This is a genomic window from Paenibacillus sp. FSL H8-0315 (assembly GCF_038005365.1).
Classification (GTDB): Bacteria; Bacillota; Bacilli; order Paenibacillales; family Paenibacillaceae; genus Paenibacillus_AQ; species Paenibacillus_AQ odorifer.
The window spans coordinates 2,569,707-2,582,803 of sequence record NZ_JBBOTA010000001.1 but is presented as its reverse complement, the minus strand read 5'-3'; the positions used below and the strand labels follow the sequence as shown (position 1 = coordinate 2,582,803).

Below are 13,097 nucleotides of genomic sequence, written 5' to 3'. Positions count from 1 at the left end.
ATCTTATACAGATGTGGCCTTTTCTATGTGTGGGGAGTAGACCGTCTCCGCTTGATCAAATCACCTTATAGGAGGAATTGAGATGACAAGCGAATTGAACAACGATCCAATCAATCTATCAGCTTTTCCAGCAAGTCAAAAAGTGTATGTAAAGGGTTCACGGCCTGATATACAGGTGCCTATGCGGGAGATCTCACTTAGTCCAACTGCGGGTATAGACGGCGAAGAGGAGAATGCCCCAATTCATGTCTATGACACAAGCGGGGCTTACACGGATGCTAATATTCATACTGATATTCGTCAGGGGTTAGAGCCCAATCGTCTAAGCTGGATTGAGGAACGAGGGGATGCGGAAGCGTACGAAGGAAGAACCGTGAAGCCTGAAGATAACGGGAATGCAACGGGAAAAGCTGTGGCGGAAGTGTTTCCAGCGCTCCATAGAAAACCTTTGCGAGCGAAAAAGGGGCGTAATGTCTCTCAAATGCATTATGCACGCAAAGGGATTATTAGTTCGGAAATGGAATACGTTGCGATTCGTGAGAATGTGGCACCGGAATTTGTAAGAGATGAAGTAGCCCGCGGCCGCGCCATCATCCCATCGAATATCAATCATCCAGAGAGTGAACCGATGATTATTGGACGCAATTTTTTAGTGAAGATCAATGCCAATATAGGAAATTCCGCAGTATCCTCATCCATAGAGGAAGAGGTAGAGAAGATGAGATGGGCCACCCGCTGGGGTGCAGATAATATAATGGATCTCTCCACAGGTAAAAACATCCATACGACACGCGAGTGGATCATCCGTAATTCTCCTGTTCCTATTGGCACGGTGCCTATCTATCAAGCGTTGGAAAAAGTGAATGGGAAAGCGGAAGATTTAACGTGGGAAGTGTACCGTGATACGCTCATTGAGCAAGCGGAGCAAGGGGTTGATTATTTTACCATTCATGCGGGGGTTCTGCTTCGTTATATCCCGTTGACGGCACAACGTATGACTGGCATTGTTTCAAGAGGTGGTTCCATTATGGCGGCATGGTGTCTTGCGCATCATCAAGAGAACTTTTTATATACACATTTTGAAGAGATATGTGAAATCATGAAGCTGTACGATGTTTCTTTTTCCCTAGGCGATGGATTACGTCCGGGTTCGATTGCTGATGCGAATGATGAAGCACAATTTGCCGAGTTAGAGACGTTAGGTGAATTAACAGCTATAGCTTGGAGTCATGATGTACAGGTGATGGTAGAGGGTCCAGGACATGTGCCGATGCACTTGATTAAAGAGAATATGGATAAGCAAATTGAAACCTGTAACGAAGCCCCTTTTTATACATTAGGTCCACTGACTACAGATATTGCGCCTGGTTATGATCATATTACCTCTGCTATAGGTGCAGCGATGATTGGTTGGTTCGGTACAGCAATGTTGTGTTACGTAACTCCGAAGGAGCATCTTGGCCTGCCTAATAAGGAAGATGTACGTGTAGGGGTCATTACTTATAAAATAGCGGCTCATGCCGCAGATTTGGCGAAAGGGCATAAAGGAGCACAAGACCGGGATAATGCTCTTTCGAAAGCCCGTTTTGAATTTCGTTGGCGTGATCAATTTCATTTATCGTTAGATCCTGAGCGAGCGCTAGAATATCATGATGAGACATTGCCTGCGGAAGGCGCTAAAACAGCTCATTTTTGTTCCATGTGCGGGCCGAAATTTTGCAGTATGAAGATCTCTCATAATATCCGTAATACGACGAGAATTGAATCAGGAATGCAAGAGAAGGCGCAAGAGTTTCTCCAAGGCGGGAGCCTCATTTATAGATAACTTTTTCTGCTAAAAAGAAATATCTAAAAGAAGTCGTCATTGGCGGCTTCTTCTTTTATACTTTGAATAGATAGGAGTTGATGAAATGGAAGCGATGCGTTCAGAGGAAGCCATTTTAGAGGATTTAAGTAATAGTTTCTATCATTTTTTTGGATTGAAAGTCCTTCATGCTACCCCAATAAAACGTGGCTGGTTAAATCTTAAGTGGAAAATCACAACGGAATCAGGACCATTTCTACTTAAACAATACAACAAAAAAAGATATAAATTGTATAACCCAGAAGAACTGAGCTTCGCCTTTTCTCAACAGAAAAGATTGTATCTACAGGGACTCCCATGTCCCGAATTGTTGGCTTATAACCATAAAGTTTTACTGGAATCAGATATGGGAGAGACGTTTATGGTTATGGAATATTGTGAAGGGCGTGTCATAGAGCCGGGTAAAATTAACATCCTTCAAATGTTTGATTTGGGTCGTGCCACAGGTAAAATGCATCGTTTATTAAATGATGGGACCCTTAGTTTGAAAAGAACCCCACAATTTATTCCCCAAAGCCCTGAGGAACGTTTAGAACATTGGAATGTACTCCTACAACAATCAAAGGAAATGGGCAAAACTTCACTCATCACTGACCTAGAGATACAACTGAGAGCGACTGAAGAAATAGATCCGGAAATATTCGAAGGACTTGAAGCTGGATGGGCACATCGTGATTTATGGGTTGATAATCTTTTATTTCAAGATAGTCAATTGTCTGCAATTCTAGATTTTGATCGGTTCAAATATGATTATCCGCAGCTTGATGTTGCACGTGCAGTGATGTCATGTGCTTTAGATGAAGATTTAGATGGAGCACTAGCTTCAGCATTTATTGACGGATATCGTGAGGAACGAACGGTGGAGCAGGGGTATTTAACAAAATCATTGCAGTTGTTGTGGTATATGGAAAGCCCGTGGTGGATTAATGCCGCGATGGACAAACATAGTGTACCTCCAAAACGTTTTGCAAAAGAAATGAATTGGCTGGCTAAGAACCTGAACAATTTACCTGCTATCTTAGGGAACTTATAGTGAAAACGATTGAATTATAGCCTAAAAGATGCATTGACCAGCAAAAGTTTGGCGCCTATAATCTTAACAAGGAAAATTCATCAGATATTGAACCGTTTGTAAACGCATACAATGAGTTTTTTCCTTATTAATCATTGAAGGAGGAGATTAAAACTATTAAGTATTTCTTTTTTTCTCATTTTTGCAAACGTTTGCACATCACGATGGGCTTAAAATCGTAAGCTGCACTTAAAATTATGAGGAGGTTATTTACTTGGTATCCAAACAATCCAGGCGTTATATTTCGTGGTTAATTATTTTTTCACTCATTTTTAGTTTATTTGGTTTATCGGGTGGAGCATCGGCCAGCAATACGGATCATACAGTCACCTATACCAATCCTACAGCGGCAGCTGTGACCTTACATTGGACTACGAATAACTGGGCTAATTCTACGGACACGGTGATGACCAAAAATGGAACCACGTTCATCGCCAACCTCAATGTTCAGGAAGGCGCCACCCTAATTTATTGTTATCACATCACGGCTCCAACGGATAGTTGGGACAATAACGGCGGGAAGAACTGGACGGTTGTTATTCCGGTCGCCGGAAAATACGAATCAGAGAGTGCATCCCTATCTGGTGGTGCAAAAGTAAATACGAATCACACCGGATATTCGGGCACTGGTTTTGTTGATGGATATACAACTACAGGAGCAGCCACCACTTTTAACGTCCAGGCTTCCGCAGCAGGGTCCTATAACGCCACGCTTCACTATGCTAATGCATCCGGCAGTGCTAAAAAAGTGTCCATTTATGTCAATGGAATAAAGGTTACACAGACAACATTAGCCAACCTGACCAACTGGGATACATGGGCAGACCAAACAGAAACACTCTCCTTACAGGCAGGAAATAACACGCTTGCTTATAAATATGACTCGGATGATAGCGGGAATATTAATATCGACTATGTGACCCTTTCGGCCGGAGCTACACCAACACCAACGATAACTCCTACCCCAACAGTGACGCCAACACCTACCATAACACCCACACCAACGCCAACACCTACCATAACACCCACACCAACGCCAACACCTACCGTAACTCCTACACCAACGCCAACACCTACCGTAACTCCTACACCAACGCCAACAGTGACGCCAACACCTACACCTACTTCAGCGGGGCTAACCGTTCACTTTAAGAAACCAGCAAGCTGGAATGCAGCGATCCGCATCCATTACTGGAATCTGAATCCGGCAACCGTTCCGACTAGTGGAGCGTGGCCGGGAATACTGATGAAATCGGACGGGAACGATTGGTATAGCTATACTGTTCCAAATGCTACAGGGGCAAGCCTGATCTTTAATGACGGCAATGGCAAACAGACGGCTGACTTATCTCGCAGCGTAAAAGAGGGCTGGTATAACTCAGATAACGTATGGTATGACGCCAATCCAGACGTTCCTAAGGTTCCGGTGATAACCGTCTCTCCTGTGCCCAAAACCTATGATTCTGCCCAAACGGTGACCCTATCCAGTACAAATAGCGGCGATAAAATTTATTATACGACCGACGGATCAACACCTACGACAACCTCAACGTTGTATACGACTCCAATCCAAGTACCTTCTTCTTTGACTATCAAAGCATTCGGCGTTAACTCTATAGGGCAAGCGGGTAATGTAGGCTCTTTTGCTTATGTGATTGATCTGAATGCCGATTTGCAAGCTCCGATTATCACTGCGAATCTGCCTGTTGGGAATTCGAGCTCAGCGGTTTCCGTATCTTTTAATATAAAAGACAACAAGGCGGCAACAACCACAGCATATTACACAGATAATGGTACGGAACCAACAACGAGTTCAAAAGTCTATATTTCAGGCAATGCACTGACATCTCTTACCGGACCGTCTATCTTGATTAATAAGACGACAACCTTAAAATTCCTTGTGATCGATGGTGCCGGAAATGAAACTAAACAGAGTTTTGTTTATAACATTGGTAATAAGGGCGATTTTCGTGAAGATACGATTTATTTTGTAATCACTTCCCGGTTTTATGATGGTGATTCGAGTAACAATGAGCATGCATGGGAGGATGCCAAGGCAGGAAATCCGGACTCTGATCCAGCTTGGCGAGGGGATTTCAAAGGACTGATTCAAAAGCTCGATTACATTAAAGCCTTAGGATTCAGTGCCATCTGGATTACACCTGTGGTGCAGAATGCCAGCGGTTATGATTATCATGGGTACCATGCAATAAATTTTGCAAAAGTAGATCCAAGATATGAATCCGCAGGGGCATCTTATCAGGATTTGATCAATGCAGCACACGCTAGAGGGATAAAGGTTATTCAAGATATTGTCGTCAATCATACCGGTAATTTTGGAGAAGAAAATCTGTTCCCGATGTTCAAAAAAGATCCAACGGCGGCGGACACCGTGAGTAACATGCTCAAAATTACGGATAAGCTGCCAGCTAACTATGATTCCATGACCCCGGATCAGCAATATCAGGCAAGACTTGCCTTAATGAAGACTGCGGAGACTAACAATAATATTTACCATACGGAAAAAAGTCTTTCTTGGGAGTCTTACACCGTCCAGACAGGACAGATTGCGGGAGACTGTGTGGACTTAAACACAGAGAATCCTCTAGTGAATCAGTATCTAATCGACAGCTATAATCAATATATTGATATGGGTGTGGATGCTTTCCGGGTCGATACTGTAAAGCATGTAAGCCGGTATATTTTTAACAAATATTTTGTGCCGGCATGGAAAACAAGAGGGGGCTCAGACTTCTTTGTCTTTGGGGAAGTGGCTACTCGGTACAGAGATGTGTGGAACAGTGGAATTCCGGCGATATCAACACCATTTTATACTTGGAAAAGCTCAAAACCCTATCCAGGTGACGGTCAAAATGACTACGCTTCCAACAAGCTATCGGTGGAACAAGAGTGGGCAGATAACTCTACTACAGCAGGACAACCTACCTCGAACAATGCTTTTTTAACAGGAAATACTTATCATACGCCTGATTATTCGAAGAAATCGGGTATGGATGTTATTGATTTTCCAATGCACTGGGCTTTCAAAACTGCTCAGGAAGCATTCAGTATGAGAAGCGGTGATCAATTCTATAATGATGCTACCTGGAATGTAACTTATATTGACTCTCATGACTATGCACCTGACCAAGCACCAGAAAATCAAAGATTTGCCGGCACACAGGACACTTGGGCTGAGAATCTCGCGCTGATGTTCACCTTCCGAGGAATACCTGCGATCTATTATGGTTCTGAAATTGAGTTCAAAAAAGGATCAGTCATTGATGTAGGTCCAAATGCGCCGTTAAGTACAACAGGCCGTGCTTACTTTGGCGATCATATTGAGGGTAGTGTTACTGTTCAAGATTACGGTAAATATACCAATGCTACTGGCACACTTGCAGACTCGTTAAATTATCCTCTGGCGAAACATATCAGACAACTTAATTTAATTAGAAGAGCTGTTCCTGCTTTGCAAAAAGGCCAATATTCTACAGAAAATGTATCAGGTGATTTGGCATTTAAAAGAAGATACACTGATAGTAGCAAAGGAATCGATAGCTTTGCTTTGGTTACGATCTCAGGAAATGCAACATTCACCGGAATTCCTAACGGAACATATGTGGATGCGGTCACTGGTGATACCAAAACCGTTACCAACGGTGTGATCACAATCAACTGCTCCGGTAAAGGAAATGCACGGGTGTATGTATTGAACGGTAGTGGTGGAATCGGAGAGTCAGGAACCTATTTGAAGTAGGACCTTGTATATTAGTTATCAAAAATAGCCTCAGTTCGGGATGAACCCGTACTGAGGTTGATTTTATATAGTACAGATTGAAACGTCAGTATTTTTACCCGTGTTTAATGCAAAGTTCTTGCCATTTCATAAGCCAACTATATTGTTCATCGCAGAATTCTTTGGATATACTTTGCAATCCTTGACACTGCACTATTCTTGAGATGATTTGAAAATGTCTGATCGCAATAAAATCGAAAAGAGCCTTAAACTCATTACTGCTTATTGTACGTGTTGTACTATAACCCGAATAAAAACGTTCGTACAAACGCATGGTTTGATCATACATCGATTCATTTGAGTGATTAAAATCGGTAGCATCACACATGTATGCAACATCCATACTCGGATAATCACCCGAAGCATCATCGAAGTCCAAAAGAATATATTCACCGCACTCATTTCTGAGCATATTTCCTGTGTGAAGGTCACCGTGACAAAAGCTTTTGGGAAGCCTTGTGATACGTTCCCATAATTCATTGCCGTAATGATTTAGTTCAAGGATTTTTCCTGGGTCAAATTGGAGATCTTGCATATTGGAGATATAACCATCGATGTAATCGAATTTTGTTCTACGGATAAGCTTCTCGGGGTATCGCTCCATTAAGTTATGGAGTTTCCCGATCTGTGTCCCGATGCTCTTCGCCTCGATTCTACCATCGGGTGTTGCTCCCTCGACATAATCGTATAGTATTCCAACGCAGCTGCCAGCCTGACTACTGAGTATAATGTGGCTATCATTCTGTACAGTTCTAATCACAGAAACTGCTGGATATGAGTTAGCTTTTAAATAATCGAGGATGCGAACCGTCTGCAGAGCATCATCCGTTTTAAAGCTACGAAATATTTTGAACATATACTTTTTCTCTTGGTTCTGCAAAAAATACACCCTACCGATCATCTCACGATGAAGGTTGATATTCTCTATATTTATTTGATAGGAGTGTTTAATTTCATTGATAAGGCTATCATATTCCATATACAAAGATCTCCTTCTGATATATATCGAGCTATAAAAAAGTATATTCTCTTTGTACTTTATAACTAATATATAAAGCTTACACATACCATATGTCACAAGAAAATATTTAAGACAACCAATTAATGCTTGTAAATCATGATTGGAGATATTTATGCATACTATAGACGTCGATTTAGTAGCAAGATTAATAAATGAACAATTTCCTGAATGGTCCGATTTAGAGATCAGACCTGTGAAATTCAGTGGGCATGATAATCGGACTTTTCATTTAGGTGAACAGATGAGTGTGCGATTACCAAGTGCAGCCGCTTATGTTCCTCAAGTGGAGAAAGAACAACAATGGTTACCTTTTTTAAAGAAAGGACTTACGTTACCTATTTCAACACCATTAGCGAAAGGGACACCTACCAAAGAATATCCCTGGCCTTGGTCTATTAATAATTGGCTAGAGGGAGAGACTTTATCCCATGAGAACATTAATGATCTCAATCAATTTGCGAGAGACTTGGGAAGCTTTTTAATTGAATTACAGTCTATTGATGCTAGTGGGGGACCTTTAGCCGGAGAGCATAATTTTTATAGAGGTGGGTCCTTAGCTGTATATGATGAGGAATCTAGAAATGCGATTGAGCATAATAAAGATATTTTTAATGAAGGTCTATTGAAAAAGATCTGGGAACTGGCATTAGACTCTGAATGGGAGTCAGAACCAGTTTGGGTTCATGGTGATGTCGCACCTGGAAATATATTAGTCAAAGACGGACAGCTTTGTGCAGTCATTGATTTTGGCATATTAGGGGTGGGTGATCCTGCTTGTGATGCTGCAATGGCGTGGACTTTTTTTGATGAGGCTAGTAGAAGAATCTTTAAAAAGGTATTAAACATGGATGCACAAACGTGGAATAGAGCAAGAGGGTGGGCTTTATGGAAAGCACTGATCACCTATAATAGAAATCGATATTCTAATCCCACAGTAGCGGAAGAATCCTTGAATATTATCAATCTAATAGTAGAAGACATCGAATTGTAGAAATTGAACTACATAAAACATGTAAACTAAACCATAATAGTCAATAAGCACGAATGAGCATCAGTCAGATGATAAAGTGTTGTACTTAAATCCGAAAGAAAGGAATTTGTATGAACATTTAGCGACTGACAACGATTATCATATTAGAATTATTATAAATAACTTGACAGGCCTTAATTTGGTTAATTATAATAATTATAAATAGTATCCACTCTATTCATAAATTAAACCCAAAGGAGATTAAACAATATGTCATTAATCGGAACAGAAGTACTACCATTCAAAGCAAGCGCATTTCAAGATGGGAAATTTATCGATGTTACAGAAGAAAACTTCAAAGGTAAATGGAGTGTAGTTTGCTTTTACCCAGCTGACTTCACATTCGTATGCCCAACTGAACTAGAAGATTTGCAGAACCAATATGAAACCCTCAAACAACTAGGTGTTGAAGTATATTCCGTTTCTACTGACACGCACTTTACACATAAAGCATGGCATGAAAGCTCCGCAGCAATTGGCAAGGTGAAGTACATTATGATCGGCGATCCTTCCCATGTGGTTTCCCGCAACTTTGATGTATTGATCGAAGCTGACGGTCTTGCAGATCGTGGTACATTCATCATTGATCCAGACGGTGTTATTCAAACTGTTGAGATTAATGCTGGTGGTATCGGTCGCGATGCTAGCGCTCTTGTTAACAAAATTAAAGCAGCGCAATATGTACGCAATCATCCAGGTGAAGTTTGCCCAGCGAAATGGTCGGAAGGTGCAGAAACTCTTAAACCAAGTCTCGATCTTGTAGGTAAGATTTAAGGAGCGAAAGCTAAATGAAACTAGATCAAGAAATAAAAGCTCAACTAGCGCAATACCTTGAACTCTTGGAAGGCGATGTAGTACTGAAACTCAGTGCAGGCGCTGACGAGGCATCACAAGAGATGACCGAACTAGTTGATGAAATTGCCAAAATGTCACCTAGGATTACGGTGGAAAGAACCGAACTGTCTAGAACCCCAAGCTTTAGTGTAAATCGTGTGGGTGAAGATACGGGCGTAACCTTTGCCGGAACTCCGCTTGGACACGAATTTACTTCATTAGTATTGGCTCTGTTGCAGGTTAGCGGAAGAGCTCCTAAGGTTGAGCAAAGTGTAATTGATCAGATCAAAGGCATTAGTGGTGAATATAAGTTTGAAACTTATGTTAGCCTGAGCTGTCATAATTGCCCTGATGTTGTACAAGCACTGAATCTTATGAGTATCTTTAATCCGGGCATTACCCATACGATGATTGACGGTGGAGTATTCAAAGAAGAGGTAGAAAGCAAAGAAATTATGTCTGTTCCAAGCGTCTACCTTAATGGTGAATTTTTCGAAAGTGGTCGTATGACGGTTGAAGAAATTTTAGCTAAAATGGGCAGCAGTGTGGACGCATCAGAGTTTGACAATAAAGCTCCATATGATGTGCTTGTTGTCGGCAGCGGCCCAGCTGGTGCAAGTGCAGCCATTTACGCGGCACGTAAAGGTATTCGTACAGGTATTGTTGCTGAACGCTTTGGCGGACAGGTTAACGACACGCTTGGTATCGAGAACTTTATTAGTGTGAAGTACACTGAAGGTCCTCAACTCGTAGCTAAACTTGAAGAGCAAGTAAAAGAGTATGGCATTGATGTGATGAAATTGCAGCGTGTCAGACGTCTAGACAAAAATGACTTAATTGAAGTTGAACTCGAGAACGGTGCTGTTCTAAAGAGTAAGACGGTCATTTTGTCTACAGGTGCTCGCTGGCGGAATATGGGCGTGCCTGGTGAAGCTGAATTCAAGAACAAAGGTGTAGCCTACTGCCCACACTGTGATGGTCCTTTGTTTGCAGGCAAAGATGTTGCAGTTGTTGGCGGTGGTAACTCAGGTATTGAGGCAGCTATTGACCTTGCAGGTATAGTGAAGCATGTAACGGTTCTGGAATTTGCTCCAGAGCTCAAAGCTGATGCTGTACTGCAAGATCGTCTCTATAGCCTTCCTAACGTTACTGTTCTTAAAAACGTGCAAACTAAAGAAATTACTGGAACTGATAAGGTAAATGGTATTTCTTATGTTGATCGTGCGACAGAAGAGACTCACCATGTTGAATTGCAGGGTGTATTTGTACAGATCGGTCTGGTTCCAAATACAGAATGGCTAGGTGACACAGTTGAACGTACTCGCGTAGGTGAGATTGTTGTAGATAGCCATGGTGCTACTAGCTTACCAGGAGTATTTGCTGCTGGTGACTGCACTAATAGTGCTTATAAACAAATCATTATCTCGATGGGATCCGGTGCAACTGCAGCGCTAGGAGCATTTGATTATCTGATCCGTAACTAATCGATATTATTAGTAACAGCAAGAGAACGAAAGCCCTCACTTTTCACAAAGTGGGGGCTTTTTTTATCTTTTGTGAGAGAGAAATGGGTGTTTGTAAACTTTTTTGGAGGATTTTATGAAGATTTTCGCGAATACATATCTAAAATATGAATTAAGCAAAATTAAGGATTTAGATTAAATGCATGTCTGCAAGGCATAATCTGGTTAGACTTGGTGCGCTATAAATAACGTTTTGCTGGAATGGAGACTATATTTCTGTGATTAACAACATTGAATCTTTAGACAAATTTATCTCACTTATACCAATTATAAAATTATCTATCCCCGCTGATTTATCAATAGCGATATGTGATTTGGAACGGTTCGTTGCTTATTTTCCTGGCGACACCATAAATTTAAACATTAACGAAGGACAACCTTTACAAAAAGAAGAACCGCTTTACTTAGCGATACAAGAGAATCGTACCTTGAAGTCCGATGTTCCAGCCCACTTTTATGGATTTGAGTTTACAGGTACAGCGACACCTCTTCACGATCAAACGGGACAAGTCATTGGCGGGATTGCAGTTCAGATTCGAAGACAAAGTGAATTAAAAGCCATTGTAGAACAAATCTCGGAATCATTATCCCAAGCCAATGAGCAAATTAATAATATTTCCTATGGCGTAAGTTCGCTTTCGGATCACTCTCAGGAACTACTCATTCAATCTCAGCAGGCTGGAAAAGATGTGGAGAATACAACAGAAGTCCTATCCATTATAAACAGGGTTGCTGATCAAACGAATTTACTTGGGCTGAATGCTGCAATAGAAGCAGCGCATGCAGGTGAGAAAGGTAGAAGTTTTGAAGTCGTAGCCAAGGAAATCCGGAAATTTTCAAGGGAAACCGTCGCCTCGACGCAAAACATAAATAAAACCATGTTACAGATTAAGGGAATTACGAATCAAATGGCTAATTCGATAGAGAAGATAGCAGCTATCGGCCAAGAACAGGCGGCATCTGTTCAGCATACTTCTACATTTATTGAGGAAATAAAGATAATGTCCCAAAAACTTAATGAGTTTGCTAATAAATTATAAAAAGAGATTCAGTAGCAGTATTTTTGTCGCAATAAAAGAAAATTTTAAACGTATATTTAAAATCATGAATGGTATAGTAAGATAGTAATGAGTAATCAACATAGGAGGAATAAATTATGTCAACGCCGCACAATGCAGCACAAAATGGTGAAATCGCCAAAACAGTATTAATGCCAGGAGATCCTTTGAGAGCGAAGTATATTGCAGAAACCTATTTGGAGAACCCAACCCAATTTAATACGGTACGTAATATGTTTGGATATACAGGAACTTATAAAGGCAAAGAGGTTTCGGTAATGGGTTCGGGAATGGGAATGCCAAGTATCGGTATTTATTCTTATGAACTATACAAAAACTATGGTGTGGAAAACATCATTCGTATCGGTAGTGCTGGAGCATATACTGATAAATTGAATTTATTTGACGTGGTGTTGGCGGATAGCGCGTGGAGTGAATCTACATATGCCTATGTGCAAAGCGGTGTAGAAGGAGATATCCAGCTGCCAAGTAAAGAATTGAACGAAGTCATTGAAGCAGCGGCTACACGTATTAACAAGCCAGTTCTGACGGCGAGAATTCATTCCAGCGATGTATTCTATCATGAAGACAATGTGCCTGGAGTTAATGAATTTTACAATGAACATGGCTGTGTTTGTGTAGAAATGGAGAGTTATGCGTTGTTCCATAATGCGAAAGTGTTAGGTAAACAAGCTGCATGTATTCTTACCATTTCCGATTCGTTAGTTACTCATGCTGTAACCACGGCAGAAGAAAGACAAAATTCTTTCAACGGCATGATGGAAGTAGCTTTAGAAGCAGCGATTTCTATTTAATAAAAAAGATTAAGCAGCTTAAAAAGTTCTACGAGAAAAAGCTTGAAAGCCTATTAAATTCAGGATTAAGTCCTGATATTT

The 13,097-nt window shown here is 41.1% G+C and carries 9 protein-coding genes; 8 read left to right on the top strand and 1 reads right to left on the bottom strand.

Translation table 11 applies throughout. From position 1 onward, the window contains the following. Nucleotides 1-82: 82 nt before the first annotated feature. The 3 genes from thiC to MHB56_RS11095 all read left to right on the top strand — a co-directional run bounded on the left by thiC (nucleotide 83) and on the right by MHB56_RS11095 (nucleotide 6,696). Nucleotides 83-1,825, top strand: coding sequence for a phosphomethylpyrimidine synthase ThiC (thiC, locus tag MHB56_RS11105; RefSeq protein WP_341143578.1), 1,743 nt, complete (start codon nucleotides 83-85; stop codon nucleotides 1,823-1,825). 85 nt (nucleotides 1,826-1,910) lie between these two features. Further along, the gene (locus MHB56_RS11100) at nucleotides 1,911-2,897 is read left to right on the top strand and encodes a phosphotransferase (RefSeq protein WP_341143577.1); all 987 of its coding nucleotides are present in this window, start codon (nucleotides 1,911-1,913) and stop codon (nucleotides 2,895-2,897) included. 253 nt (nucleotides 2,898-3,150) lie between these two features. Then, a complete protein-coding gene (locus MHB56_RS11095) occupies nucleotides 3,151-6,696 on the top strand; it encodes an alpha-amylase family glycosyl hydrolase (RefSeq protein ID WP_341143576.1) in 3,546 nt (1,181 codons plus the stop codon). Between the two features lie 94 nt (nucleotides 6,697-6,790). On the opposite strand, the gene MHB56_RS11090 is transcribed toward MHB56_RS11095, so the two are convergent. Beyond that, the gene (locus MHB56_RS11090; RefSeq protein WP_076303176.1) at nucleotides 6,791-7,714 is read right to left on the bottom strand and encodes a phosphotransferase; all 924 of its coding nucleotides are present in this window, start codon (nucleotides 7,712-7,714) and stop codon (nucleotides 6,791-6,793) included. A 154-nt stretch (nucleotides 7,715-7,868) separates the two neighbouring features. Here MHB56_RS11090 and MHB56_RS11085 point away from each other — a divergent pair, with 154 nt between their 5' ends. The 5 genes from MHB56_RS11085 to deoD all read left to right on the top strand — a co-directional run bounded on the left by MHB56_RS11085 (nucleotide 7,869) and on the right by deoD (nucleotide 13,016). After that, a complete protein-coding gene (locus MHB56_RS11085; protein WP_341143575.1) occupies nucleotides 7,869-8,747 on the top strand; it encodes an aminoglycoside phosphotransferase family protein in 879 nt (292 codons plus the stop codon). 249 nt (nucleotides 8,748-8,996) lie between these two features. Continuing rightward, nucleotides 8,997-9,560, top strand: a complete 564-nt coding sequence (gene ahpC, locus MHB56_RS11080; RefSeq protein ID WP_036681373.1) for an alkyl hydroperoxide reductase subunit C — start codon at nucleotides 8,997-8,999, stop codon at nucleotides 9,558-9,560. Between the two features lie 14 nt (nucleotides 9,561-9,574). After that, a complete protein-coding gene (gene ahpF, locus MHB56_RS11075; protein ID WP_076277814.1) occupies nucleotides 9,575-11,104 on the top strand; it encodes an alkyl hydroperoxide reductase subunit F in 1,530 nt (509 codons plus the stop codon). Between the two features lie 257 nt (nucleotides 11,105-11,361). Then, a complete protein-coding gene (locus MHB56_RS11070) occupies nucleotides 11,362-12,183 on the top strand; it encodes a methyl-accepting chemotaxis protein (RefSeq protein ID WP_341143574.1) in 822 nt (273 codons plus the stop codon). Nucleotides 12,184-12,299: 116 nt separating this feature from the next. Next, nucleotides 12,300-13,016 (top strand): purine-nucleoside phosphorylase, encoded by a 717-nt coding sequence (gene deoD, locus MHB56_RS11065; protein WP_036681380.1) that lies wholly within the window; start codon nucleotides 12,300-12,302, stop codon nucleotides 13,014-13,016. Nucleotides 13,017-13,097: the final 81 nt, after the last annotated feature.